The sequence below is a fragment of the Coprococcus sp. LG101-27 genome, assembly GCF_027695515.1.
Taxonomy (GTDB): Bacteria; Bacillota; Clostridia; order Lachnospirales; family Lachnospiraceae; genus Allocoprococcus; species Allocoprococcus comes.
The window spans coordinates 34,003-59,378 of sequence record NZ_JAQEUJ010000011.1 but is presented as its reverse complement, the minus strand read 5'-3'; the positions used below and the strand labels follow the sequence as shown (position 1 = coordinate 59,378).

Sequence of the window (25,376 nt, the reverse complement as noted above, 5' to 3'; positions counted from 1 at the left end):
CGCTCATTAAAATAAAAAGATACAGCCACTGAAATGGAAGGATTTCAGGGGATGTAGAATGATAAAGGTAGTACAAGACGTCCGCCGGGCGAACCTCGGAAAGTCTGATGACTTTCCTCAGTCGCGTAGCCGCTCATTAAAATAAAAAGATACAGCCACTGAAATGCAAGCATCCCAGAGGCTGTATCTTTTTATTTTACTTCGCCCGGCTATAAACGGAAGTTAAAGTCTGCATATGCTGAGCAGCCGTGTTCGTGGATATCGAGACCGTCGAGTTCTTCTCCTTTGGTGACGCGGAGACCTACGGTTTTATCGATGATGGTGAATACGATGATTGCCATTACGAGGACGTAGGCTACGGTTGAAAGGACACCGATCACCTGGGTTTTGAGGGTGTATTCCGGGGAGAAGACTCCGACGAGGATACTGCCTGTGAAACCGCATACGCCGTGGACACTGATCGCACCTACCGGGTCATCGATCTTGGCTACTTTGTCGAAGAATTCTACGGAGAATACGACGAGGATACCAGCGATCAGTCCGATGATGATTGCAGAGTAGTTGCTGACGGTGTCGCATCCGGCGGTGATTGCTACGAGTCCGGCGAGGGAACCGTTGAATGTCATGGATACATCTGGTTTTCCATAGCGGATCCAGGTTACAACAAGGGTTGCAAGTGTTGCGGCAGCAGCGGCAAGATTGGTTGTCATTGCGATATCACCGAGGTTTGTGGAAGCTGCTGTGGTAGAGCCGCAGTTGAAACCGAACCAGCAGAACCAGAGAATAAATACGCCAAGAGCTGCAATGGAAAGGTTGTGTCCGGGAATCGCACGGGCATTCCCTTCTTTATCATATTTTCCAATACGAGGTCCGAGGATTTTGGCACCAACAAGTGCACAGATACCGCCGATCATATGGACTGCTGTGGAACCTGCAAAATCGTGGAATCCCATCTGAGCGAGCCATCCACCGCCCCAGATCCAGTGGCCGGTTACCGGGTAAATAAAAATACTGATTGCTGCACTATATAATAAGTAAGCAAGGAATTTTGTACGTTCTGCCATAGAACCGGATACGATAGTAGCGGATGTGGCGCAGAATACTGTATGGAAAATAAGGAAGACTCCGATTGGCAGTCCGTTGAAAAGTCCGTCGGCATCGGCAAGTGTTGTAGGATTGAAGAACCCTTTTATACCGATGATACCATTCCAGTCGGTTCCGTGCATGATCGCAAATCCGAAGATGAAAAAGAACAAACTTCCAAGTACAAAGTCCATCATATTTTTCATCAGTATATTTCCAGTATTTTTTGCTCTGGTAAATCCGGCTTCACACATTGCAAATCCAGCCTGCATAAAGTAAACAAGAGTTGCACCGATGATTGTCCAGACAACATTAAGCAGTAGTTCAGTGGCGGCGGTTGCATCCATTCCGCCTGCAATTAAATCAGATAATCCCATATTTAACATCCTCCATTTCAAATAAAAAGGATAGCTGCAATGAATGATCTACAGACAGTTCATTTGCAGTTATCCTCTTTGATAACAATATTCAACACTATTCTAATTCACATATATTTTTAGCTAAAGAGCAGCAGATCCGCGTTCACCGGTACGGATTCTTACAGCATCCTGTACTTCGTAAACAAAAATTTTACCATCGCCGTAAGCACCGGTTTTGATCTCTTCGACAATTTTCCGGATCAGAGGTTCTGCAACTTCCGGTTCAACAACAGTTTCTACTTTGATCTTAGGAAGAAGATTTACGCTGTATTCAGCACCGCGATAAAATTGTTTGTGTCCTTTCTGATTACCATATCCCATAATGTTACTGATCATAATACCGCTGACATTGGAAGCATCCAGGATTGCTTTCAGAGCCTCCAGTTTTTCCGGCTGGATAATGATTTCTAGTTTTTTCATAACTGATTCCCTCCTTCTCGATTTAAAAGAAAGAACAAAAAAGGCGTTCCCCGGATAATAGGGAACGCCATCGTTCTTGATACGCTTTATTATAGTGACTGATTTTGATTTGTCAAATTATTTTTTGAAAAAATACAAAAAATTCGCGCATTTATTAGGTGTTGACGGATAAAATGTCATTTGCTAGAATAAAAGATAAGTGAAAAAGATTCCTTTATCAAGAAAGTTTTAAGTTAACAAAGCAATAAGTCTGTATTTAGAAAGAAGATATATTTATACGGGGAGAAAAGGAGGAAAAATACATGATTAATCTCACATTCGGGGAGCAGGTAAAAATTGTCTTAAGCAGAAAAGATATGACAATTAAAGAGCTTGCAGAAGAAATCGAAGCAAGAACCGGGAAAAAGATGTCCCGTCAAAATCTGACACAGCGGCTTGGCAGAGATAATTTTCAGGAGCAGGATATGCGTATGATCGCAGATATTCTTGGATGCCCGTTCCAGCTCAGCATTCTGGGTAATGCGGATTCGGAAAAGGAAGCTTTGGATGAAGAAGAGATGCCGACGGGAAGAGAACTTGAGAAGCTTACCGCGAAAAAAGAAAGAAAGGCAGCAAGAGAAGAAGCAAAAAAGAATGTAGAACGTGATATTACAGTTGGAGAGATTGTAGATATACTTGAAGAGACCACAGCAGAACCGGAGGAAGAAGCTGTACAGATGGAACTGGAACTGGATGCGGCAGAGCCGGTTGCGGAAGAAGCAGAGACTCAGGAAGTATATGAAGAATCTGAAGAGGCAGAAGATGCTGCAGATTCAGAAGATACTGTGGCGACAGAAGCTTTGGAAGAGGAGGTTCTGACAGAAGAAGCAGAGCCATACACAGAACCGAAAGAAGTTCTTGAAGTAGCTGAAGAAATAATTCCAGAAGAGGTTTCCGAACCAGTTTATACAGAAGAAACTGCAGATATAGCGGAAGTGCAGGCAGACGATACTGTATATGAGGAACAGCCAGCTTGTACAGAACAGCCAGTGGATGCGGAAGCAGCATATCAGGAGCAGCCGGCGGATGAAGAGAACCAGGCAGAAGCTGACCAGACAGAAGAACCGGCAGCGGAAGAGATTCACGAGGAGAAGCATTCTCCGTTTTCGAAGCTTACAAAGCTGATTACTCCGAAAAAGGAAAAGAAATCTTCCGGATGGCCGCAGGATTTCCAGCCGATCAAGCGTCGGGAGGATATTGATGAAGATCTGGTAAATGGAGATGTGAACCCATATACCGGACATGAGTATCGGACAAACAGTGTGCGTATGCATCCACACAGAATCGGTTATGTACAGGTATATGACCGAAAAGATCACAAGTGGACAGACATGACAGAGTGGGCGTTCCTTGGGGTGGAAGAGCGAAAGAAAGCTACGATGGGAAAAGACTACGAGCCACCGATTTATCTGGATTAATCAACGAGTTATTTGTCAGAGCGGAAGATTCCGCTCTGATTTTTTAAAAATGGTAATTTTTACCGGAAAGTCAGAATAGTTTAGAACAGGCAGTTAGAAGGAAGGTGCAGGTGCTAGATTATGAAAAGCTTTATCCGGTATTTATATGAATATCAGAATGGAAAAAGGACAAGAAATACAGGTTTTGTAAAGGTTCTTGAGCAGGAAGAGGCGACCGTGGTCCAGATTTATGGGAGAGGATTTCCCGTAGCGGGAGGTCGTACACTGGAAATTTATCTGTTTTATGAAGAGGATGGACAGTGCATAGGGATCTTAATGGGAGAGATCAGAGGGGCGCAGGCAGCATTTGGTTATAAGCTGAGCTATACGACAGACGATGTGGGAGGAGATGGACAGTTTGGCAGGATTGGTGGAATGATCCTTCGGGCTGGAAACGGAGCGGATGCAGGATATTATGGAGCAGTCTGGGATGAGGCGAGACCGGTAGATGTTAGCAGGATGATTACGGAAGAAGAATGGAAGCTAAACAAATCGGGGAAAAATAAAAAAATTGCAAATGGCGGAGACGTGCTAAGCAATGAAAAATACGAGAAGCCAGGAAATGAGAAAATACTTGAGGAGAAAACAAGCCAGAGAAAATCTGAGAATATAGAAGAACAGGATACCTCAGAACAATCTAAAAACACAGATGCAGTTAGGAAATCGAAAAGCAACCCAAATGTGCCGGAAGAAAGAAATTCTCAGAACGCAAATTCAGATTTACCACCAAAAACCACAAAGGATATCATCTATAAGATCACCCGTCAGGAGCTTGCCGGACTTCCGCGAAAGGAATGGAAGCTTGCGAATAATCATTTTCTACTCCATGGATATTATAATTACCATCATCTGGTATCATTTGAAAAAGAAGGGAAATGCTGGATTGGGGTTCCGGGACTTTATTTTCCTGGTGAGCAGCGGGCGGCAGGAGCATTTGGATTCAGTCAGTTCATGAAGCCATCTGATGGTGAACTGGATCTGGAAGAATATGAGATTGAAGATGAGGAACATTTCGGTTACTGGTGCAGACCGGTAGGGGCAGTGATTCGAAAAGAAGTAAAGGAGAAGGAAGATGCGGCAGATATTGACCGAAGACGAAAAATACATGAAGGAAGCGATCCGTCAGGCGAAAAAAGCATGGAAGATTGAGGAAGTACCGATTGGTTGTGTGATCGTATATCAGGGGAAAATTATCGGACGAGGATACAACAGGCGGACAACGGATAAGAATCCCCTTGCACATGCAGAAATTTCTGCAATCAAAAAGGCAAGTAAGGTAATGGGTGACTGGCGGCTGGAAGAATGCACCTTATATGTAACGCTGGAACCATGTCAGATGTGTTCCGGAGCCATTGTACAGGCAAGGATTCCACGAGTGGTTGTTGGATGTATGAATCCGAAAGCCGGATGCGCCGGTTCCATCCTGAATCTTCTACAGGTGGAAGCGTTTAATCATCAGGCAGAGCTTACGACAGGAGTTCTGGAAGAAGAATGCTCACAGATGATGAAGAGCTTTTTCAAGGAACTGCGCAAGAAGCAGAAGATGAAAAAGAAAGAACAGGAATCAGCAAATATGCCGGAAGAAAATCCTTAATCGAAGAACCTGTCAAAGGCAGGCTTTTTTGCATGAAAAAAGCTACGGAAGCAAAATCCGTAGCTTTTATAATTTCTTTTTTCTGTGCGCTGTGCGTCGAACTAAAGCCTACCAAACGTTACTCTGGCTGTAAACTCAACCCAGGCTACCTTACGGCACCCGAGAGGTTCTGCTTAGTGCTGCTTCGTTCCCGACCTGACACGGTTCACAGAGTCCCGCCGCGTAAGACCCAAATCTCAACGCCACAAACCAGAGGCAGCTTTGACAAGTAAAGCCCTCGGCACAGCATCACCCCCACTATAGCGGATTGTAGGTACAGGGTACCGCTAGCACCCCGGCTGCACAGAACATTATTTTACCGTGTTTTTGTAAAAATGTCAATGTATCTGAGGAGATTTTATTTTATCATTTTGGTTTACGCCAATCTGAAAATGGAGTATGATACTAAAGATAAAACTTTTTGGAAACGGAAAGGAAACGATATGAAAGTACTTTTAGGTGCAGTCAATGCGAAATATATACATTCCAATCTGGCAGTCTACTGTCTGAAAGCATATGCGGAAAAGTATGGTGATACATCAGATGAGATCAGTATTGGAGAATATACGATCAATCAGCAGCTCGATGAGATTCTGCGGGATATCTACAAAAGGAAGCCGGACATGCTCTGTCTGTCCTGCTATATCTGGAATCTTACTTATATTGAAGAGATCTGCAGGGAGATCAAGAAAGTGATGCCGCAGATCATCATCTGGATAGGCGGACCGGAGGTATCTTATGATGGAGTAAAGGTGCTGGAGCGTCTGCCAGAAGTGGATGGCGTCATGAAAGGAGAAGGGGAGCAGACTTTCTGCGATCTTTTACACTTTTATCAGGACAAGACAGCGGACGGACTTCAGAATATGAAAGGAATCGTATACCGGGAACAGACCGGGCAGATTGTGGAAAATGAATGGCGCAAGACCATGGATCTGAGTAAGGTTCCGTTTGTATATGAGAACATGGAGCTTTTTGAACATAAGATTATTTATTATGAGACAAGCCGTGGATGTCCGTTTTCGTGCAGTTATTGTCTTTCTTCTATAGATAAGTGTCTGCGGTTCCGTGATCTGGAACTGGTAAAAAAAGAACTGCAATTTTTTATCGATCATAAAGTACCTCAGATTAAATTTGTAGACCGTACATTTAACTGCAAACATGATCACGCCATGACAGTCTGGCGTTATATCAAAGAGCATGATAACGGCATTACCAATTTCCATTTTGAGGTTGCGGCAGACCTTTTGAATGAAGAAGAAATGGAATTGATAAAAACCATGCGGCCAGGGCTGATCCAGCTGGAAATCGGTGTGCAGTCTACCAACCTGGATACGATACGTGAGATTCACCGGACAATGAAATTTGAACAGGTTGCAGAAGTGGTAAGGAGAATCAATTCTTATGGTAATGTACATCAGCACCTGGATCTGATCGCAGGATTGCCGTATGAAGATTATGAAAGCTTTGGGAAATCCTTTGATGATGTTTATGCACTGGAACCGGAGCAGCTGCAGCTTGGTTTTCTGAAAGTACTGAAGGGTTCTTATATGGAAGAGAAGAAAGACGATTACGGACTGGTTTATAAAGGAATGCCACCGTATGAAGTTTTGTATACAAAGTGGCTTCCATATGAGGATACCCTGCGCCTGAAAGGGATCGAGGAAATGGTGGAGACCTACTATAACAGCAGGCAGTTCTGTTACACGCTTCCTTATCTGATCCGACACTTTAAAAGACCATTTACGCTTTTTGAAAAGCTGGCAGAGTATTATGAAGAAAATGGGCTGGATACTTTAAGTCATGCACGCACGGCAAGATATGAGATCCTGTATGATTTTGCAAGATTTTATGATGCAGAAAGATGTGAGGCGTATAAGCAGCTTCTGACACTGGACTTTTATCTGAGGGAGAATGCAAAGAGCCGTCCGTTATTTGCAGGCGATGAGCGGATTTCCAAAGAAGAGTTCCGCCTGTTCTATGACCGTGAGGATGAAGAGAGGCGTTATCTGGAAAATTATGAAAATATGGAGAAGCGGCAGCTTAGAAAAATGACGCACATTGAGAGGTTTTCTTATGATGTTCTGGGGGATATGAAAGAGGAAGAATGTGTGCTTCTGTTTGACTACCAGAACCGGAACCCACTGGATCATCAGGCAAAGGTATTTTGTGTTACAGAAGAAATCCGGGAATTATGCAAACAGTAACATCTGACAGTAGTAATGGATATCTTGAAAAAAGAAATGAAAGAGTATAGAATGAAAACAAATGTGTGATTTGAGGTGAAAAAAAGTGTTTAATCCAAAACAGACACGGAAGATAGCGGCAGTGATTATTCTTGTTGTTATTGTTGCAATGGTAGCAACATCAATTATTCCATATATCATATAAAATCAGGAGGATTTTTTTGATGGCGGCACGAAAGAAAAAGAGAGAGTTAAGTGAAAAGGCACAAAAGCGTATCCGGCAGAGAAATCTGCATGTGGGGATTACGGTTATTGCAGCCATCGTGATTATTTTCTCCGTGATTCAGTTCACATTATGGCGGTATGTGAGCAAGGTAGATGAGGAGCATATCTGCAAAAATGTTTTTATAGGGAAGACAGATGTATCCGGAATGACCAAGGAAGAAGCAGTGAAAGCGGTAAATAATACACTTGGAGATTATCGGAACAAGCAACTTGTACTGAAGGTAAAAGATCAGGGCGCAGATGTGTCAATCGAGGAAATGGGAGCGGAAGTAGAAAATATTGATAAGCTTGCAAAAAAGGCGGTCGGATACGGAAAAAATGGAAGCATCTGGAGCCGCTATCAGAAGATACATAATTTAGATAAGAAGAAATATGTCATAGATGAAAGCTTTAAAGTTGATGAAGCAAAACTCAGAGAGCTGATCCAGGAACGTGCGGTTCCGCTGGAACAGAAAGCGGTCAATGCATCGGCATCCTATAACGGAAGCGGATTCGATCTGACAGATGAAGCAGAAGGTTATACGGTTGATGTAGATAAATCTGTGAAGAAGATTAAGAATTTCATGAACAAAAAATGGAATTACGAGGACGCAGAAGTCGAGTTAAAGCTGGATACGGAAGAGCCGACAATCAAAAAGGCAGATCTGGAATCCCTGCAGGATGAGCTTGGCTCTTATACGACAAACGCCGGATGGGGGGACCGCGTGCAGAACATCAGGCGAGCAACGGAGCTGATCAACGGAACTGTTGTTATGCCGGGAGAAGAATTTTCAGTGGAACAGGCCACACTTCCTTACACAGAAGAGAATGGCTATGTGGCAGGAAGTGCCTATGAGAACGGACAGATTGTAGAGAGTATCGGAGGTGGTCTGTGTCAGGTATCTACGACGCTTTATAATGCGGTTCTTTATGCGGAACTGGAGGTCACCCGGCGTGCACCGCATTCCATGAGTGTCAGCTATGTAGAACCATCAAGGGATGCAATGATAGCGGAAGGAATCAGTGATTTTAAATTTGTCAATAATTACGATACACCGATCCTGATCGAAGGATATATCGATGGCAATAACCAGCTTGGTTTTTATATTTACGGAAAAGATACCAGAGCTGCAGGACATTCCGTGGAATTTGAAAGTGAGACTTTGGAGACAACAGAGTATACGAAAAAGTATGTAGAAGATACGGAAAGTGCGGTCGGCTCACAGGAAACAGAGGGAGCCGGAATGGATGGAAGCACGGCACGGCTCTGGAAAGTTACCTATGAAAACGGAGAAGAGGTCAGCCGGGAAGTAATCAATAACAGCACCTATCAGACTTCTGATGTTACCGTGAAAGTCGGGACAAAATCAGATAATGCAGAGGCAACTAAGCTGGTGGAGGAAGCAATTGCAACCCAGGATCAGGAGAAGATTAATGCGGCGATCAGCAAGGCATCTGCACTTAAGTAATAAAAAGCAGGCGGCTGTTGGAAAGAATGGCAGAACAGAAAGAGGATAAAAGTATGAAAGCAGGAAGAGTGTCACAGACCGTCTATCGGCGTTCGGTTTTAAAACAGATACAGAATAATATAGAAGGTATAGATTTTTTAAGACCGTCACAGGAGGAAACCTGTTATATAGCAGATGAAAGTGAAGAGCGGATCACAATCGCAACGGATGTTTCATTAGCCGGAAATGAAAAAGATCTTGGAGTATTTGCCATAGCGCAGGCAGTGGATCAGCTGGCTTCCAGAGGAGCGCGGGCATATGGGATCAGTGTCCGGATCATGCTCCCGACGTTTGCCTATGAGTCCAGATTGAAAGCGATGATGGTGGAGATTTCGGAGATATGTAAAGAAAAAGGTCTCAGGGTTTTCTTTGCAGATGCGCAAAGTGTAAATGGGATCCAGACGAGTATTGTTCATGTAACAGCACACGGTGAGGCAAAAAAAGAACAGCTGCTTGCAAGCAGATCGGCAAAAGCAGGCGAAGAGATTGTCCTGGTTAAATGGATTGGTATGGAAGGAACCTTACGGATCATACGGGAAGAAGGGGCGGCTCTGGCAGAGCGGTTTGCGCCGGGATTCTTAAATAAGTTGGAAGATATGAGAGATGAAATTTTCAGTGACAGGGCAATGGAGATTGCCGGCCGGAATGGGGTGTCAGCAATGCATCCGATCGGAGAAGGAGGGATTCTTGCAGCACTTTGGGATATGGCAGAAGGTGCAGGAATTGGTCTTTCGGTAGAGATGAAGAAAATGACGGTACGTCAGGAAACGATTGAAGTCTGTGAAGTATTTCATCTGAATCCTTACCAGCTTACCAGTACAGGAGCGGTTCTTATGGTGACACCGAAGGGTGAAGAACTAAAGGAAAGACTGAAAAGGGAAGGTATTCCGGCAGAGATCATCGGACACACAACAGAAGGAAACGAGCGGATTATCTGGGGTGGGGGAGAAAAAAGATTTCTCGACAGACCGGCACCGGACGAACTGGCACGAATTTACGAAATGAAGGAGAATGCAAATGCTTAATATTGTACTTTTTGAACCGGAAATCCCGGCAAACACCGGAAATATCGGAAGGACCTGTGTGGCGACGAATACCAGACTTCATCTGATCGAGCCACTTGGTTTCCGGTTAAATGAAAAGAACCTGAAACGGGCAGGGATGGATTACTGGGAACATCTGGATGTGACGACTTATATTGATTACCGGGATTTTATGGAAAAAAATCCGGGAGCGAAGATTTATATGGCAACTACAAAATCACCGAATCTTTATACGGATGTTAAATATGAACCGGACTGTTATATCATGTTCGGAAAAGAAAGCGCAGGGATTCCGGAAGAAATCCTCTGTCACCACAAGGAAGACAGCATCCGGATTCCGATGATCGGAGATATCCGTTCACTGAATCTTGGAAATTCGGTTGCGATCGTGTTATATGAAGCGCTCCGGCAGAATGGGTTTGCCGGAATGAATACAGAAGGACATCTTCACAGACTGGAATGGGATGAATAAAAAAGTGCTGCAAGGCTAAAAACGCTTTGCAGCACTTTTACTATTGTGAAAAAAATGACCATATAAAATATTTTAAATAATCAACGCATTTAATGGCATTTATCGGTAAAAGTGATGACAATATTTGGAAATTGTATAAGAAAAAATACAATCGTGTGTAAACCAGTGGACATATTTCATAAAAAAGGATATAATAAATGGAAAGTGATATAGAGAATGGAGATAAGTATCATGAAATATAAACAAAGCGTATATAAAACCTTTGCACTCATCAGTCAGTTAGGCATCAGTATACTGGTTCCCATTTTGCTATGCACTTTTTTTGGTACATGGCTGGAAAAGAAGGTTTCTTTTCCAGTTTTTATCCCTTTGGTGATAGTGGGTGTATTGGCAGGTCTGCGCAATGCATGGGTACTTGCGAGACATGCGAATGAAGATCCGGAAGACAAAAACAAAAATTGAGCAGGGAGGAATGAAACAACATGAGTAAGACAGACAATACCGTACTGAAGGATATGATCATCACTATGCTTCTGTATGGAATAATCGCACAGATTGTATGTCTGATTATCCCAGGGGATCATCTGAGAATGACAGCAGGGCTTTGGATCGGGGTGGCTGCAGGTGTTTTCATGGTAATCCATATGAAAAACTCGTTGGATGAGGCGGTACTTTATGGAGAACAGGAAGCACAGAGATACATGCAGAAATCTTACGCGATAAGATATCTGGTTGTAGTTGTAGTATTTATAGCCGTCAGCTGGCTTCGGATTGCGAATGTACTTACACTGTTTGCAGGAATTATGAGTTTAAAGCTTGCGGCATATTTGCAGCCAATTATGCATAAGCTTTTCGCTAAATTCAAAAAATCTAAGTAAAGGAGGTAGAGCGCGTGGGGAACAGCTTAGGAATGCTGGCAGCTAAGGAGCCGGATTTTCAAATTCACGGTCTCGTTAAATTCCAGTTATTTGGGCAGGAGTTATGGCTCACCACTACACATGTCAGCATATTGATCGTAGCGTTATTACTGCTGATTTTTGCGTTGGTTGTCCGAGCTAAGCTGAGCGATGCCGAAGGCAAACCCGGAACCCTGCAGAATATTGCCGAGCTTATCGTTGAGATGCTTGACAATATGGTAAAAGGAAGCATGGGGAAAAACGGACTGGCGTTCCGGAATTATATCGGGTCTTTGTTTTTGTTTTTGATTGTGGCAAACCTTTCGGGACTTTTGGGGCTTCGGCCACCAACTGCAGATTATGGTGTAACACTTCCACTTGGACTTATCACATTTGTGCTGATTCAGTTCAATAACATCAAATACAACAAAATTGAGGCATTTACAGGCCTGTTCAAACCATTGCCGTTCTTGTTCCCAATCAACTTGATCGGGGAGATCGCAGCACCATTTTCCATCTCACTTCGTCTGTTTGGAAATGTGCTGTCCGGTACTGTAATCATGGGACTTATTTATGGTCTTCTGTATAAGATCGCATGGGCATGGCCGGGATTTTTACACATCTATTTCGATGTGTTCTCGGGAGCAATTCAGGCATATGTATTCTGCATGCTGACGATGGTATATATCAATGACAAGATGCCGTCAGCGGAGTAAAAAGCAAACTGGGATCTAAGTTCAGACAGTATCAGGTTTGCAGTGATTAAGGAGGAAAATTATTATGGGTAATATTTCAAATGAAGCTTTAGTTTTAGCGTGTTCAGCAATCGGCGCAGGACTTGCGATGATCGCAGGTATTGGTCCTGGTGTAGGACAGGGTATTGCAGCAGGTCATGGTGCATCTGCGGTAGGACGTAACCCGGGAGCAAGATCAGACATCACGTCTACAATGCTTTTAGGACAGGCAGTAGCAGAGACAACAGGTCTGTACAGTTTGGTTATTGCACTTATTCTCTTGTTCGCAAACCCGCTTCTTGGAAAGCTGTAAAAAGGTTTTGCCTGTAAAATAAGAGAAAGGAGGCAACGCCTTGGAACGTTTGTTTAATCTGGATGCGCAGCTTCTTTTTGATGCCTGTGTCATGGCACTCAGTATGCTTGTCATGTTCACGTTTCTGTCATATCTGCTTTTCAAACCGGTAAGAAAACTTCTGGAAGACAGAAAGCAGAGAGTTGCTGATGAACAGGAGTCAGCAAAGAATGACCGGAAAGAGGCAGCCGTTTACAAAGAAGAATACGAACAGAAATTAAAAGAAATCGATAAAGAGGCGCAGGCTATTCTCAGTGAGGCACGGAAAAAAGCGATGAAGACCGAAAATGAAATTGTTGCAGAAGCAAAAGAAGAAGCAGCAAGGATCATCACACGTGCCAATAATGAGATCGAACTGGAACGGAAGCGTGCGCTTGATGATATGAAGCAGGAGATGATCTCCATTGCATCAGCAATGGCAGGTAAAGTAGTAGCAGCTTCGATCGATACCAGTGTACAGGATGAACTGATCGAAGAAACATTAAAAGAAATGGGAGAACAGACATGGCTAAGCTAGTATCAAAGGTATATGGTGACGCCCTGTTTGAAGCTGCCCGTGACTGCGGAAAAATGGATGAGATATTCGAGGAAGTACAGAGTATCGGAGTGATCCTCGAAGAAAATGCAGAGCTTCAGAAGATTCTCGGAAATCCGAGAGTTATGCGTGAAGACAAAGAGCAGATGATCGAGACGATTTTCCGCGGACGTGTTTCAAATGAGATTGTAGAGCTGATGAAGCTGATGATCGAAAAAGGGCGCTACAGCAAGATTGATTCTGTATTTGAATATTTTATCGGACTTGTAAAAGAAGAAAAGAAAATCGGGATTGCATATATCGCTACAGCAGTAGAACTGAGCGAGGCACAGAAAGAAGCAGTCATGCAGCGGCTTCTTCAGACAACAAAATATGAATCCTTTGAGATGAATTATCAGGTAGATGCTTCTCTGATCGGCGGAATGGTGATCCGTATCGGTGACAGAGTTGTGGATACAAGTATTAAGACAAAGCTGTATGAACTGTCAAAGAGCCTGAAGAAAATTCAGGTATAGCAGTTAGAATTAGTAGAAAGAAGGTGGATTCGCTCCATGAATTTAAGACCAGAAGAAATAAGTTCTGTGATCAAAGAACAGATTGAAAGATATTCCTCTGAGCTGAACGTATCGGATGTCGGAACGGTTATTCAGGTGGCAGATGGTATTGCGCGTGTCCACGGCCTTGAAAATGCAATGCAGGGTGAACTTTTGGAGTTCCCTTCAGAAGTATACGGAATGGTTCTGAACCTGGAAGAGGACAACGTAGGTGCTGTTCTTCTGGGAGATCATAAGAATATCAATGAAGGTGATACTGTAAAGACAACCGGACGAGTTGTAGAGGTTCCGGTAGGCGACTGTATGCTTGGCCGTGTAGTTAATGCACTTGGACAGCCAATCGATGGAAAAGGACCAATCCAGGCAACCAGGCATCGTCAGATCGAGCGTGTGGCACCGGGGGTTATTTCCCGTAAGTCAGTAGATACACCGCTTCAGACAGGTATTAAAGCGATCGACTCCATGGTTCCGATCGGTCGTGGACAGAGAGAGCTGATCATCGGTGACAGACAGACCGGTAAGACAGCGATCGCGATTGATACGATCATCAACCAGAAAGGGCAGGGCGTAAAGTGTATTTATGTAGCAATCGGTCAGAAAGCTTCGACCGTAGCTTCTCTTGTTAAGACTCTGGAGACCTTTGGGGCAATGGATTATACAACTGTAGTTGTGTCAACAGCCAGTGAGCTTGCACCACTGCAGTACATCGCACCGTATTCAGGATGTGCGATGGGAGAAGAATGGATGGAGAACGGAGATGATGTACTGATCGTTTATGATGACCTGTCCAAACATGCAACTGCATACCGTACCCTTTCCTTACTTCTGAAACGTCCACCTGGACGTGAGGCTTATCCGGGAGATGTATTCTATCTGCATTCAAGACTTCTTGAAAGAGCAGCCCGTCTTTCAGATGAACTTGGCGGAGGTTCACTTACTGCACTTCCGATTATCGAGACACAGGCAGGTGACGTATCAGCATACATTCCTACCAACGTTATTTCCATCACAGACGGACAGATTTATCTGGAAACAGAGATGTTCAACTCTGGTTTCAGACCGGCCGTTAATGCCGGACTTTCTGTATCCCGTGTAGGTGGATCGGCACAGATCAAGGCGATGAAGAAGATCGCTGGTACAATCCGTATTGATCTTGCACAGTACCGTGAGCTGGCATCCTTTGCACAGTTCGGATCGGAACTGGATGCAGAGACTTCCGAACGTCTGGCACAGGGAGTCCGGATCAAAGAGATCCTGAAACAGCCGCAGTACCAGCCGATGCCGGTAGAATACCAGATTATTATCATTTATGCAGCAGTTAAGAAGCTTCTTCTTGATATTGCGGTAGAAGATATTCTGGCTTTTGAAAGCGGACTTTTTGATTATATTAAGACAAAATATCCGGAAATTCCAGAATCTATCAAGAATGACAAAGTGCTGAAGGAAGAAGTAGAAGAAGCTCTCAGAAAAGCAATCGGAGAATATAAAGAACAATTTCAGGCAAGGTAGGTGATACAAAGTGGCATCTATGAGAGATATCAAGCGTCGCCGTACCAGTGTACAGAGCACGCAGCAGATTACAAAAGCCATGAAACTTGTCTCTACCGTAAAGCTGCAGAAAGCAAGAACCCGGGCAGAAGAATCAAAGCCGTATTTTGACTGTATGTATGCAACAATGACCTCTCTGCTTGCAAAGGCAGGGAATATCAATCATCCATATCTGAAAGCAGATGATTCGAAGAAGAAAGCAGTCATTGTTGTAACATCCAATCGTGGACTGGCAGGTGGATATAACTCCAATGTAGTGAAGATGGTGACTGAAAACGAAGCCTTTACGAAGGAGAATATCCGGATCTATGCAATTGGAGGAAAAGGACTGGAACTTCTGAAACACAAAGGATATGATATTGTCGCTGATTATTCAGAGATGATCGAAGAACCGTCCTATGATGATGCGAAGAGTATTACCAAAAGACTTCTGACAGATTTTGAAAATGGTGAGATTGGTGAGATCTATCTGATCTACACATTTTTCAAAAATACGGTAAGTCACATTCCGACGATGATCAAAGTCCTTCCGGCAGAGGTGCAGGAAGAAGCGGGAGAAGAGGATGCAAAGGCGCAGCTTACACCGATGAACTTTGAACCGGAAGCGGAAGAGGCAATCAGCCTTCTTGTTCCGAAATATATCAGCAGCATTCTGTATGGCGCATTTGTGGAAGCAGTTGCCAGTGAGAACGGTGCACGTATGCAGGCGATGGATTCGGCAACCAGCAATGCGGAAGAGATGATAGATGATTTGGAATTGAAATATAACAGAGCACGTCAGGGTGCGATCACACAGGAACTTACCGAGATCATTGCCGGAGCAGAGGCGATCGGATAAATACAGGTTTCTGTATGTAAGGAGGAGAAAATGGCAGATAAAAATATAGGGAAAATTACCCAGGTTATCGGTGCCGTTCTTGACCTTAAGTTTTCGGAAGGATACTTGCCGGAGATCAACGATGCGGTTGAGATTACGCGCAAGGATGGAGGAAAACTTGTGGTAGAAGTTGCACAGCATCTGGGTGATGATATCGTAAGATGTATCGCCATGGGACCGACAGACGGACTGGTGCGAGGCATGGACGCCGTAGCAACCGGGGGACCGATTTCAGTTCCGGTTGGCGAAGCAACACTCGGACGTATCTTCAACGTACTGGGTGAGCCGATTGATGAAAAAGAGGCTCCGAAGGATGTTGAATACGCACCGATTCACAGAAAAGCTCCAAGCTTTGAAGAGCAGGCAACACAGACAGAGATGCTGGAGACAGGTATCAAGGTTGTTGACCTTCTGTGCCCATATCAGAAAGGTGGAAAAATCGGTCTGTTCGGTGGAGCTGGTGTAGGAAAGACCGTTCTTATCCAGGAACTGATTACCAATATTGCAACGGAGCATGGCGGCTATTCTGTATTCACTGGTGTAGGAGAACGTACCCGTGAAGGAAATGACCTTTACTATGAGATGACAGAATCCGGAGTTATCAAAAAGACAGCGATGGTATTCGGTCAGATGAATGAACCACCTGGAGCACGTATGAGAGTCGGACTTACAGGACTGACTCTTGCAGAATATTTCCGCGATAAAGGTGGAAAGGATGTACTTCTTTTCATTGATAACATTTTCCGTTTTACACAGGCAGGTTCCGAAGTATCAGCGCTTCTTGGACGTATGCCTTCAGCGGTAGGTTATCAGCCGACACTGCAGACAGAAATGGGTGCGCTGCAGGAGCGTATCACATCCACGAAGAACGGATCCATCACATCCGTGCAGGCAGTATATGTGCCAGCCGATGACCTTACTGACCCGGCTCCGGCAACAACATTTGCCCATTTGGATGCAACGACCGTACTTTCCCGTGCGATCACAGAGCTTGGTATTTACCCGGCTGTAGATCCACTGGAATCTACTTCACGTATTCTGGATCCACACATTGTCGGAGAAGAACACTATAAAGTAGCCCGTGGAGTACAGGAAATTCTTCAGAAATACAAAGAACTGCAGGATATCATTGCAATTCTTGGTATGGATGAACTTTCCGAAGAAGATAAGCTGGTCGTATCCAGAGCAAGAAAGATCCAGAGATTCCTTTCCCAGCCATTCCACGTTGCGACACAGTTTACAGGTCTGGAAGGACGTTATGTTCCAATTGGCGAGACAATTCAAGGATTTAAAGAGATCCTCGAAGGAAAGCATGATGATATTCCGGAGGGATATTTCCTGAATGCAGGTAATATCGATGACGTGCTTGCCCGTGTGAAATAGGAGGGACGTCCTATGGCAGATAAATTTAAACTTAACATTATTTCGCCGGAAAAGAAGTTTCTGGAGGGTGATTGCGAATTCCTTGAATTTGTAAGTACTGAAGGAGAACTTGGTATCTATGCAAAGCATATTCCGCTGACGACGATTCTTGAACCATGCGTGATGCGAATCCACAATGACGGGGAGATTAAGAAAGCGGCAATTCTCGGAGGATTTGTAGAAATCCTGCAGGAGAGGGTAACGGTGCTTGCAGAAGATGCACAGTGGCCGGATGAAATTGATGTGGCACGTGCCGAAGCGGCGAAGAAGCGCGCTGAGGACAGAATTGCTGCGAAGCAGGAAGGCACAGATATGCGCCGCGCAGAGGCGGCACTGAAAAGAGCAGTTGCCCGAATTGGAGCAGCTCAGTCATAAAGCATTAAAAACCGAGAATCCTTTGTTGGATTTTCGGTTTTTTTAATGAAGGAAAACTGGACAATAAGGAGGAATTTGCCTATAATAATTTTATTATATGATGATACCAGGGTCAAAAGGTCAGAAAGCCGATGCAAGCTTGCTTGCAAGAGGATGTTTGACCTCTTGATCCGCCAAAAACATGAGTAAGTAGCCATTTTTCAAAGAAAAATGAGCGGATTACGAATGTTTTTGAGGATTGCGAGAGTGCCAAAGCACGTAGCAATCTGGTATCAAAGGGGTCAAAATACTTTTTGACCCCAACATCATTATATAGCGTAAAAAAGAGTATGAATGGCAGGATAAAATTGAGAGGATAAAGGGATGAACAAACAGGACCAAATGACAATGCAGGAAGCGGAAAGAAAGATGGAATCTTTGAGGGAAGTGTTTCAGGTTGTCAGACTGGTAGACGGGAAAATGCTGATGGATCGGGAAAAACGGATAAATGCAGGAGATTTATCTGAAACGTGTCAGTGTTACACTTTCTGGAAAAAAGACAAGGAATGCAAGAACTGCAGCTCTCTTCTGGCACTGAAAGAACAGACGCAGAAGATAAAATTTGAATTTCTGGATTCGCAGGTATTTCAGGTAATCTCGCGTTATGTTGAGATTGATGGCAGACCTTATGTTATGGAAATGATTCAGAATCTTGATGAGAGTATTCAGATTGATCAGGAAGGGTATGAGAAGCTGATCAGTAAACTGTCAGGATATAATGAAAAGCTATATACGGATGTACTGACCGGGATATATAATCGGCGTTTTTTTGAAGAAGAGATCAAAAAGATGGAGGATGAAGCCGGAATTGCAGTGATCGATCTGGATGATTTTAAGCTCCATAACGATACTTATGGACACAGTGCGGGAGATGCGGCACTTATAACGACTGCGAACATTATCAAAAAATATATCCGGAAGACAGATATTCTGATCCGGTATGGCGGAGATGAATTTTTACTGATCCTACCTTCGATTAAGAAGCATATTTTTGAGGATAAGCTGAAACTGATCCGGGAAAAAATCCACGATGCGGTTGTGCCGAATTATGAGAAAATGCAGCTTTCGGTCAGCATCGGCGGAACTATATTCCGCGAAGGCAATATGGAAGATGCTGTTGCCAGTGCTGACAGACAGATGTATATAGCTAAAAATTATAAAAATATGGTTGTCACAGAATGGGATGAAAATGGAAAGAAAAAGGAAGAAAATTCTGCATCAGAAAAACTGAAACAACAGATCCTTATCGTGGATGATTCGGAAATAAACCGCGAGATTCTGAAAGAGATCCTGAAAGAGGACTACCGGATCCTGGAGGCGGCTAACGGAGAAGAATGTCTGGAACAACTGGAACGGTATGAAACAGGGATTTCACTGGTGCTGCTCGATATTGTGATGCCGGAAATGGATGGATTTGAAGTTCTTGCTGCGATGAACCAGAATCATTGGATTGAAGATATTCCGGTAATCATGATTTCCAGTGAAGATTCAGATAGCTATATCAGACGGGCATATGAGATGGGCGTTTCAGATTACATCAGCCGCCCGTTTGATGCGAAAATCGTATATCAACGCGTCCTGAACATGATCAAGCTATATGCAAAACAGAGGAGACTGATCCGTCTGGTGACCAGGCAGATTTACGAAAAAGAGAGAAATAACCGAATGCTGATCGGTATCCTGAGTCAGATTGTTGAGTTCAGAAACGGAGAAAGCGGTCGGCATGTGATCCATATCAATCTGATCACACAGCTTTTACTGGAACAACTGGTGAAAAAGACAGGAAAATATCAGCTCTCATGGGAAGATAGATTTTTGATTGCAACAGTATCGGCTTTGCATGATATCGGAAAGATTGGAATTGACGAGAGAATTCTGAACAAACCGGGAAAGCTTACCAAAGAGGAATTTGAGATTATGAAGGCACATACCTTGATCGGTGCACAAATGCTGGATAATCTGGATATGTACCGGAATGAAAAGCTGCTCAAGCTTGCATATGAGATTTGCCGCTGGCATCATGAAAGATATGATGGAAAGGGATATCCGGACGGACTTGTCGGAGAAGAAATTCCGATTTCGGCACAAGTAGTATCGCTGGCGGATGTGTACGATGCCCTGGTGAGTGAACGTGTTTACAAGAAGGCATTTTCGCATGAAAAAGCACTGGAAATGATCAGGAATGGTGAATGCGGTACATTTAACCCACTGTTACTCCAGTGTATGACCGAAGCGCAGGATAAATTAAAGACAATGATGGAAGTGGCAGAAGAATAAAAAGGAGTAGAAAAGACAGAATGAAGGCACTTGTAATTGCAGAAAAACCTTCTGTTGCGCGTGATATTGCGCGCGTACTTAAATGTGGGAAAAAGATAAATGGAGCAATTGAAGGAGAGCGTTATATTGTAACCTGGGGACTTGGTCATCTGGTTACGCTGGCAGATCCGGAAGATTACGATAAAAAATATAAAGAGTGGAAAATGGATGTGCTTCCGATGAAGCCGGCTCCATTTAAGCTTGAAGTAATAAAGCAGACCGGAAAACAGTTCGCAGCGGTGAAAACACAGATTCACCGCAAGGATGTGAATGAGATTATCATTGCTACGGATGCAGGACGAGAAGGAGAGTTAGTAGCAAGGCTGATTCTGGAAAAAGCAGGAAGCAAAAAGCCGATCAAGAGGCTGTGGATCTCATCTGTAACGGATAAGGCAATCAGAGAAGGTTTTGCAAAGTTGAAGAACGGGCATGAGTATGATTCGCTTTACGATGCTGCAATGTGCCGTGCCGAGGCAGACTGGCTGGTTGGAATCAATGCAACAAGGGCACTGACCTGTAAATATAATGCGCAGCTTTCCTGTGGACGTGTGCAGACACCAACGCTTGCAATGATTGCAAAGAGAGAAGAAAAGATCCGTAGTTTTGTTCCGGAAGGTTATTATGGAATGATCGCAAAAGGACAAAATATTATGCTGACATGGCAGGATCAGAAGTCAAAGAGTTATCGCTCATTCGATAAAGAGAAAATGACCGGACTGATGAAAAAGCTGGATGGACAGAAAGCGGTAGTGGAAGAGATTAAAAAAACACCGAAAAAAACGTATGCACCGCCTTTATATGATCTGACAGAGCTGCAGAGAGAAGCCAATCAGCGGTTTGGATATTCGGCGAAAGAGACGCTGAATATCATGCAGAGACTGTATGAGAATCATAAGGTGCTGACCTATCCAAGAACGGATTCCAGATATCTGAGCAAAGACATTGTTCCGACGATCAAGGACCGTCTGGAGGCGTGTGGTACAGGACCGTACCGTAAGCTTGCAATGACAGCGCAGAAAAAGGATCTGAGCGGAAAGCTTGCTTTTGTAAATGATGCAAAGGTATCGGATCATCATGCGATCATCCCAACGGAGCAGTTTGTGGATCTGAGTCATATGACAAATGAAGAGCGGAAAATTTATGATCTGGTTGTACGGCGTTTTCTTGCTGTGCTTTATCCGTCATTTGAGTATGAGCAGACACAGATTATGGTGAAGGTTGGCGGTGAAACTTTCTTTGCGTCTGGAAAGATTGTGAAAGCGCAGGGATGGCGGGCTGCTTATGAAGAGGAAGTCTATTCAGATGAGGATGAAGAAGAGGAAGAAGCGTATGAGTCTGGAAAGGGTTTGAAGGGACAGACACTGCCGGAACTGGAAAAAGGACAGGAGATTAAAGGACTTGTGTTGTCATTGACAGAAGGTAAAACGAAGCCACCGGCACATTTTAATGAAGCAACACTTTTGTCAGCAATGGAGAACCCGACGGCTTATATGGAAAGCCATGACAAAGCGATGGCGAAAACGCTTGGCGAGACAGGAGGATTGGGAACGGTTGCGACAAGAGCGGATATTATTGAAAAACTTTTTAAAAGCTTTTTGCTGGAAAAGCGTGGAAAAGATATCTATCTTACATCGAAAGCGAAGCAGCTTCTGGAACTTGTGCCGGAAGAGTTAAAACAGCCGGAACTTACAGCAGACTGGGAAATGCGTTTGTCGCAGATTGCGAAGGGAAAGCTTTCGCGGAAGGATTTTATGAAGGATATTGATAAATATACGGATCAGGTGGTTTCTGAGATTAAGGCGGGAGCAGGAACGTTCCGGCATGATAATCTGACAAATAGTAAATGTCCGCGATGTGGTAAGAGAATGCTTGCAGTGAAAGGAAAGAACAGTGAGATGCTGGTTTGTCAGGACAGAGAGTGCGGATACCGCGAAACAGTATCACGGACAACGAATGCGAGATGTCCGGTGTGTCACAAGAAGATGCAGCTGAAAGGAAGAGGGGATGGACAGATTTTTGTGTGTGTCTGCGGACATAAGGAGAAGCTGACATCGTTCCAGGAGAGACGGAAGAAAGAAGGTGCGGGAGTCAGCAAGAAGGATGTGCAGAAATATTTAAGACAGCAGAAGGATGAGCCGGTGAATAATCCATTTGCGGATGCGCTGGCTAAGATTAAGTTGTAGGTGGCGAATGGGATGGCGTGTGGAAGGTTTGGCTTTCTGGTGCGTCTCATTGACTTGATGGCTGTAGTACAAAACGGAACCGGAAAGTCAAACCTTCCACACGCCTGTGCATTGGCAGACGAGGATGTTGTGGCGAAGTGGGAAAAACAGAGTTTATTTTTACTTATTTATTGCTTTTGGATGAACATAGGCTTAAATTCATGATATTTTTCAAAATGGGACTCATCTACACGTATGAAAGCAGATCCGATTTTGGCATGAAGATAAGGGATAATATCGCTGTCGTAATTGCAGATGGTGTTGAGTGCAAAGACATGATGATTATCCGGATTGTCCATATATTCGTCATCTTCATTGCCAGCCATGAATCTCCAGCCACTGTCCGGATTCCCTTCTGTTGGCTCTTCGCGGAGCATATAGCCGACTTTGTAGCCTTCTTTTGTGATCTTATCGGAAACGACACAACCTTCCCCATTCGGCTCGTCCCATTCGATCAGATTTTCAATCGGAATTTCGATAAATCCCTGCTCTTTTTCTGCCATTTTTTTCCAGTATTCTTTTAAAATATGAAGCAATGCTTTTGCATTTTCTGTTTCTGTGGCAGAATTGTATTCCTTCATCTCACTGAAGGTTCCGGATTCACTGACGATTCCAAGAAGCCATTTTCCAAAGAAAGATTTCTTGAATTTAAAGATCATACATTTGATCCCATCCTCATCCTCAAAAGAAGCTGTATACTCAATCTTCGCCGGTTTCCGCCCCAGTTCAGTCGGATCAGCCAACCAGTTTTCAAGTTCCTCCATAGCATTCACAATTTCATTATTCATAACTTTGCACCTCACTACTTATAATAATTCCATGTTGATTGATTTTTCTGTAAAGCCATATTTTTTGTACATTTCATATGCAGCAACATTTTTAGCGTTTACCTGTAATTCAATGCCATCAAAATGTTTCTCTTTTTTTAAGTCCTTTAGCATTTCAAAAAAATGATGTCCGATACCCATACCTCTGTAATTTTCATCAACCGCCATTGTATCGATATAAATTACATCACGGGTAAGCATCGAAGGAAATTCAATATGCCGGTATGTAAGCTCCAGAATTCCAATAATCCTGTGCTCTGATTCGGCAACATAAAAAGCTTCTTTATCCAAAGCATCCTGAAAAGCATCCAAAGAGAAAAAATCCTTACTTTCTTTGTAAATATCAGGCCGCCAGTTCACATGCAAAGCCTGAACCTGATTCAGGATATGTACTACACTGTCAAAATCACTGGTTTCCGCAGGTCTGATAATTATATCCATATATGTCCTCCCTCGTAAAGCATGAAAAAATATATACCTATAATTCAGTATACCATAAACCCAATTATTTCAATATAGAATATGTCCTTTTTACAACCAAAATCCAGTAAAATAAATCTCCACACAATATCCCAAGCCACAGGACAAATGTCCGCCTGGCGCCCGTCCTGAACAACACTCAACTTCGCGAGTAGAGTTCCGGGGCACCCCTCCCGTCTTGGAGCACGCAGATTTTCGGGCAATCCTGTTTCCAGGGCATATGCAGGAACGTTACAGGGAGTTAGGAGAAGAAAGCGGCAAGAGGTGGACACCAGCCGTGACTCCCGCACGACTGGTGAGGACAGCCTGAGACGCGAAATCATCAGATTTCGGGGCGAATCTGTCCGGTGCCGCCACTTGCCGCTTCCTTCCCCGTTACCTCCCTGTTACATTCCGAATCCGCCCCGGAAACAGGATTGCCCGAAAATCGTCCCCCTTCCACACCCCCCAGGAACCCCACACCCCCATACCGCATACACTAAAGCATAGAAAAAAGAAATGGAAGTGCCAGACATGGACCTGAGATTGCCTTATTATATGATGTATCCGATTCCATACGCATTTGACGAAGACAAAATCCAGAAGCGCGACCGGGAATACCTGCAAAGTATGTATCCGGCAACAGCAAAAAAGATTTTTCCATATATACAGGAAGAATGCGACCGCCAGGAATATGAAGGAAGCATGATCTATGATGAGTACCCGGATAAGCTCCAGCTGTGCCTGATGTGTCGTAGGGCGTATGAACAGGTTATGAAACAGGAAAAATGGGAAAAAGAGACTTATACTCCGGAACAGATCCGGGAGATCGTAGAAATCCTGATGTACCAGGAATTGATGGAAAGAAGAGGAAAAGGCAGGCGGCAACAGGAAAAAACAGTTGCTTCATGCACAGGACTTGTGCTATAATATCGTCCGATATAAAAATGACAGCATCTGAAACACAGTTTCGGTAAGGAGTGGGCCAGGGTACATATGAAGAATATTATATTTATCGGAATGCCGGCAGTTGGAAAAAGTACCGTCGGAGTGGTAGTCGCAAAGCGGCTTGGATACGAGTTTGTTGATACAGATCTGCTGATTCAGAAGCAGGAGAACAGACTTTTGCGGGAGATTATCGCAGAAGAAGGTCTGGACGGATTCTTAAGTATTGAGAATCAGGTCAATCGTGATGTGGAAGCGGAACATGCGGTGATTTCCCCGGGAGGAAGCGTAGTTTACTGTGAAGAAGCAATGAAGCATTACAAAGAGATCGGAACCATTGTTTATCTGCATGCGTCATTTGAGGTTATCAATTCCAGACTGAAGAATGCAAAGAAAAGGGGAGTTGCACTTCGGGACGGGCAGACGCTGAAGGATCTATATGACGAAAGAGTAGTATTATTTGAAAAATATGCAGATATTACTGTTTCAGAGGATGGACTGGAGCTGGAAGAAACCATTGAAAATGTAATGGAAGTTTTGGAAAATCAATAAATTTTTTAAAGAAATTATTACAAAAGTTTTACGAAAATGAAGAAGGCAAGATAAATAATTTTGCAATGGATATAGAAATATGCTATACTGATATGTGATATAGAGGATTATACAAAAAGCTTCATACAAATCCTGAGAGATCTGGAAAGAATAAAAAGTATGAGGTTTTTTATTCATGAAATAATAAAGAGTATGAATAGAG

General features: G+C 43.7%; 25 protein-coding genes and 1 other RNA gene. 21 read left to right on the top strand and 5 right to left on the bottom strand.

The genetic code is table 11. The features are described from left to right. Positions 1-209: 209 nt before the first annotated feature. Both PG766_RS09285 and PG766_RS09280 read right to left on the bottom strand, forming a co-directional pair. On the bottom strand, positions 210-1,460 hold the full coding sequence (locus tag PG766_RS09285) for an ammonium transporter (protein ID WP_270590751.1): 1,251 nt from the start codon (positions 1,458-1,460) through the stop codon (positions 210-212). A 123-nt stretch (positions 1,461-1,583) separates the two neighbouring features. Then, the gene (locus tag PG766_RS09280; protein WP_008370035.1) at positions 1,584-1,922 is read right to left on the bottom strand and encodes a P-II family nitrogen regulator; all 339 of its coding nucleotides are present in this window, start codon (positions 1,920-1,922) and stop codon (positions 1,584-1,586) included. Positions 1,923-2,224: 302 nt separating this feature from the next. Here PG766_RS09280 and PG766_RS09275 point away from each other — a divergent pair, with 302 nt between their 5' ends. The 3 genes from PG766_RS09275 to tadA all read left to right on the top strand — a co-directional run bounded on the left by PG766_RS09275 (position 2,225) and on the right by tadA (position 5,012). Continuing rightward, on the top strand, positions 2,225-3,379 hold the full coding sequence (locus tag PG766_RS09275) for a hypothetical protein (protein WP_118198885.1): 1,155 nt from the start codon (positions 2,225-2,227) through the stop codon (positions 3,377-3,379). A 120-nt stretch (positions 3,380-3,499) separates the two neighbouring features. Beyond that, entirely contained in the window at positions 3,500-4,567 is a 1,068-nt protein-coding gene (locus tag PG766_RS09270) for a hypothetical protein (RefSeq protein ID WP_118198884.1), read from the top strand. After that, positions 4,491-5,012, top strand: coding sequence for a tRNA adenosine(34) deaminase TadA (tadA, locus tag PG766_RS09265; protein WP_172676465.1), 522 nt, complete (start codon positions 4,491-4,493; stop codon positions 5,010-5,012). The genes PG766_RS09270 and tadA overlap by 77 nt, the downstream gene beginning before the upstream one ends. A gap of 82 nt (positions 5,013-5,094) precedes the next feature. On the opposite strand, the gene ffs is transcribed toward tadA, so the two are convergent. Next, positions 5,095-5,358, bottom strand: an RNA gene (gene ffs, locus PG766_RS09260) — signal recognition particle sRNA large type. A gap of 136 nt (positions 5,359-5,494) precedes the next feature. Between ffs and PG766_RS09255 the strand changes: the two genes are divergently transcribed. The 16 genes from PG766_RS09255 (at position 5,495) to PG766_RS09180 (ending at position 22,352) form a co-directional block, all read left to right on the top strand. Next, on the top strand, positions 5,495-7,255 hold the full coding sequence (locus tag PG766_RS09255) for a B12-binding domain-containing radical SAM protein (RefSeq protein ID WP_270590750.1): 1,761 nt from the start codon (positions 5,495-5,497) through the stop codon (positions 7,253-7,255). 203 nt (positions 7,256-7,458) lie between these two features. Continuing rightward, positions 7,459-8,967: a VanW family protein gene (locus PG766_RS09250; protein WP_117557512.1), complete on the top strand. Its 1,509-nt coding sequence runs from the start codon at positions 7,459-7,461 to the stop codon at positions 8,965-8,967. A gap of 26 nt (positions 8,968-8,993) precedes the next feature. Further along, positions 8,994-10,031 carry an AIR synthase-related protein gene (locus PG766_RS09245; RefSeq protein WP_243002806.1) on the top strand — a complete coding sequence of 346 codons (1,038 nt, stop codon included), beginning with the start codon at positions 8,994-8,996 and terminating at the stop codon, positions 10,029-10,031. Continuing rightward, positions 10,024-10,521 (top strand): tRNA (cytidine(34)-2'-O)-methyltransferase, encoded by a 498-nt coding sequence (locus PG766_RS09240; protein ID WP_117557510.1) that lies wholly within the window; start codon positions 10,024-10,026, stop codon positions 10,519-10,521. The genes PG766_RS09245 and PG766_RS09240 overlap by 8 nt, the downstream gene beginning before the upstream one ends. A gap of 231 nt (positions 10,522-10,752) precedes the next feature. Beyond that, complete coding sequence (locus tag PG766_RS09235) at positions 10,753-10,983, top strand: AtpZ/AtpI family protein (RefSeq protein ID WP_022220232.1); 231 nt, start codon at positions 10,753-10,755, stop codon at positions 10,981-10,983. A gap of 20 nt (positions 10,984-11,003) precedes the next feature. Next, the gene (locus tag PG766_RS09230) at positions 11,004-11,399 is read left to right on the top strand and encodes an ATP synthase subunit I (protein ID WP_117557508.1); all 396 of its coding nucleotides are present in this window, start codon (positions 11,004-11,006) and stop codon (positions 11,397-11,399) included. 14 nt (positions 11,400-11,413) lie between these two features. Continuing rightward, the gene (gene atpB / locus PG766_RS09225; RefSeq protein ID WP_022220233.1) at positions 11,414-12,133 is read left to right on the top strand and encodes a F0F1 ATP synthase subunit A; all 720 of its coding nucleotides are present in this window, start codon (positions 11,414-11,416) and stop codon (positions 12,131-12,133) included. A gap of 64 nt (positions 12,134-12,197) precedes the next feature. Further along, complete coding sequence (atpE, locus tag PG766_RS09220; protein ID WP_117557506.1) at positions 12,198-12,464, top strand: ATP synthase F0 subunit C; 267 nt, start codon at positions 12,198-12,200, stop codon at positions 12,462-12,464. A 40-nt stretch (positions 12,465-12,504) separates the two neighbouring features. After that, positions 12,505-13,020 (top strand): F0F1 ATP synthase subunit B, encoded by a 516-nt coding sequence (gene atpF, locus PG766_RS09215; RefSeq protein ID WP_008370063.1) that lies wholly within the window; start codon positions 12,505-12,507, stop codon positions 13,018-13,020. After that, positions 13,008-13,553 carry an ATP synthase F1 subunit delta gene (gene atpH, locus PG766_RS09210; RefSeq protein ID WP_008370066.1) on the top strand — a complete coding sequence of 182 codons (546 nt, stop codon included), beginning with the start codon at positions 13,008-13,010 and terminating at the stop codon, positions 13,551-13,553. Before atpF ends, atpH begins: the two co-directional genes overlap by 13 nt. 36 nt (positions 13,554-13,589) lie before the next feature. Beyond that, a complete protein-coding gene (gene atpA / locus PG766_RS09205; protein ID WP_008370069.1) occupies positions 13,590-15,101 on the top strand; it encodes a F0F1 ATP synthase subunit alpha in 1,512 nt (503 codons plus the stop codon). 10 nt (positions 15,102-15,111) lie between these two features. Beyond that, a complete protein-coding gene (atpG, locus tag PG766_RS09200; RefSeq protein ID WP_022220234.1) occupies positions 15,112-15,978 on the top strand; it encodes an ATP synthase F1 subunit gamma in 867 nt (288 codons plus the stop codon). Between the two features lie 30 nt (positions 15,979-16,008). Then, positions 16,009-17,400, top strand: coding sequence for a F0F1 ATP synthase subunit beta (atpD, locus tag PG766_RS09195; protein WP_008370073.1), 1,392 nt, complete (start codon positions 16,009-16,011; stop codon positions 17,398-17,400). Between the two features lie 12 nt (positions 17,401-17,412). Next, positions 17,413-17,814 carry an ATP synthase F1 subunit epsilon gene (atpC, locus tag PG766_RS09190; RefSeq protein WP_008370075.1) on the top strand — a complete coding sequence of 134 codons (402 nt, stop codon included), beginning with the start codon at positions 17,413-17,415 and terminating at the stop codon, positions 17,812-17,814. A 363-nt stretch (positions 17,815-18,177) separates the two neighbouring features. Beyond that, the gene (locus PG766_RS09185) at positions 18,178-20,130 is read left to right on the top strand and encodes a diguanylate cyclase (protein WP_270590749.1); all 1,953 of its coding nucleotides are present in this window, start codon (positions 18,178-18,180) and stop codon (positions 20,128-20,130) included. 20 nt (positions 20,131-20,150) lie between these two features. Further along, a complete protein-coding gene (locus PG766_RS09180) occupies positions 20,151-22,352 on the top strand; it encodes a DNA topoisomerase III (RefSeq protein ID WP_117557502.1) in 2,202 nt (733 codons plus the stop codon). Between the two features lie 167 nt (positions 22,353-22,519). Here PG766_RS09180 and PG766_RS09175 read toward each other — a convergent pair whose 3' ends face one another. After that, positions 22,520-23,179 (bottom strand): DUF2185 domain-containing protein, encoded by a 660-nt coding sequence (locus PG766_RS09175; protein WP_270590748.1) that lies wholly within the window; start codon positions 23,177-23,179, stop codon positions 22,520-22,522. 18 nt (positions 23,180-23,197) lie between these two features. Further along, positions 23,198-23,659 (bottom strand): GNAT family N-acetyltransferase, encoded by a 462-nt coding sequence (locus PG766_RS09170; RefSeq protein ID WP_270203717.1) that lies wholly within the window; start codon positions 23,657-23,659, stop codon positions 23,198-23,200. A gap of 552 nt (positions 23,660-24,211) precedes the next feature. Here PG766_RS09170 and PG766_RS09165 point away from each other — a divergent pair. Together PG766_RS09165 and PG766_RS09160 are read left to right on the top strand one after the other, a co-directional pair. Further along, positions 24,212-24,607 carry a hypothetical protein gene (locus PG766_RS09165; RefSeq protein WP_055249050.1) on the top strand — a complete coding sequence of 132 codons (396 nt, stop codon included), beginning with the start codon at positions 24,212-24,214 and terminating at the stop codon, positions 24,605-24,607. A gap of 66 nt (positions 24,608-24,673) precedes the next feature. Continuing rightward, positions 24,674-25,174: a shikimate kinase gene (locus PG766_RS09160; RefSeq protein WP_195502156.1), complete on the top strand. Its 501-nt coding sequence runs from the start codon at positions 24,674-24,676 to the stop codon at positions 25,172-25,174. Positions 25,175-25,376: the final 202 nt, after the last annotated feature.

What these genes read in the sequence shown, in the direction of transcription:
- atpA (WP_008370069.1), top strand. Translation starts at nt 13,590, where the DNA reads ATGAATTTAAGACCAGAAGAAATAAGTTCTGTGATCAAAGAACAGATT.
- PG766_RS09245 (WP_243002806.1), top strand. Translation starts at nt 8,994, where the DNA reads ATGGCAGAACAGAAAGAGGATAAAAGTATGAAAGCAGGAAGAGTGTCA.
- PG766_RS09175 (WP_270590748.1), bottom strand. Translation starts at nt 23,179, where the DNA reads ATGAATAATGAAATTGTGAATGCTATGGAGGAACTTGAAAACTGGTTG.
- atpD (WP_008370073.1), top strand. Translation starts at nt 16,009, where the DNA reads ATGGCAGATAAAAATATAGGGAAAATTACCCAGGTTATCGGTGCCGTT.
- PG766_RS09275 (WP_118198885.1), top strand. Translation starts at nt 2,225, where the DNA reads ATGATTAATCTCACATTCGGGGAGCAGGTAAAAATTGTCTTAAGCAGA.
- PG766_RS09285 (WP_270590751.1), bottom strand. Translation starts at nt 1,460, where the DNA reads ATGGGATTATCTGATTTAATTGCAGGCGGAATGGATGCAACCGCCGCC.
- atpC (WP_008370075.1), top strand. Translation starts at nt 17,413, where the DNA reads ATGGCAGATAAATTTAAACTTAACATTATTTCGCCGGAAAAGAAGTTT.
- PG766_RS09165 (WP_055249050.1), top strand. Translation starts at nt 24,212, where the DNA reads ATGGACCTGAGATTGCCTTATTATATGATGTATCCGATTCCATACGCA.
- PG766_RS09270 (WP_118198884.1), top strand. Translation starts at nt 3,500, where the DNA reads ATGAAAAGCTTTATCCGGTATTTATATGAATATCAGAATGGAAAAAGG.
- tadA (WP_172676465.1), top strand. Translation starts at nt 4,491, where the DNA reads ATGCGGCAGATATTGACCGAAGACGAAAAATACATGAAGGAAGCGATC.
- PG766_RS09280 (WP_008370035.1), bottom strand. Translation starts at nt 1,922, where the DNA reads ATGAAAAAACTAGAAATCATTATCCAGCCGGAAAAACTGGAGGCTCTG.
- PG766_RS09185 (WP_270590749.1), top strand. Translation starts at nt 18,178, where the DNA reads ATGAACAAACAGGACCAAATGACAATGCAGGAAGCGGAAAGAAAGATG.
- PG766_RS09255 (WP_270590750.1), top strand. Translation starts at nt 5,495, where the DNA reads ATGAAAGTACTTTTAGGTGCAGTCAATGCGAAATATATACATTCCAAT.
- PG766_RS09230 (WP_117557508.1), top strand. Translation starts at nt 11,004, where the DNA reads ATGAGTAAGACAGACAATACCGTACTGAAGGATATGATCATCACTATG.
- PG766_RS09170 (WP_270203717.1), bottom strand. Translation starts at nt 23,659, where the DNA reads ATGGATATAATTATCAGACCTGCGGAAACCAGTGATTTTGACAGTGTA.
- PG766_RS09235 (WP_022220232.1), top strand. Translation starts at nt 10,753, where the DNA reads ATGAAATATAAACAAAGCGTATATAAAACCTTTGCACTCATCAGTCAG.
- atpH (WP_008370066.1), top strand. Translation starts at nt 13,008, where the DNA reads ATGGCTAAGCTAGTATCAAAGGTATATGGTGACGCCCTGTTTGAAGCT.
- PG766_RS09160 (WP_195502156.1), top strand. Translation starts at nt 24,674, where the DNA reads ATGAAGAATATTATATTTATCGGAATGCCGGCAGTTGGAAAAAGTACC.
- atpE (WP_117557506.1), top strand. Translation starts at nt 12,198, where the DNA reads ATGGGTAATATTTCAAATGAAGCTTTAGTTTTAGCGTGTTCAGCAATC.
- PG766_RS09180 (WP_117557502.1), top strand. Translation starts at nt 20,151, where the DNA reads ATGAAGGCACTTGTAATTGCAGAAAAACCTTCTGTTGCGCGTGATATT.
- PG766_RS09240 (WP_117557510.1), top strand. Translation starts at nt 10,024, where the DNA reads ATGCTTAATATTGTACTTTTTGAACCGGAAATCCCGGCAAACACCGGA.
- PG766_RS09250 (WP_117557512.1), top strand. Translation starts at nt 7,459, where the DNA reads ATGGCGGCACGAAAGAAAAAGAGAGAGTTAAGTGAAAAGGCACAAAAG.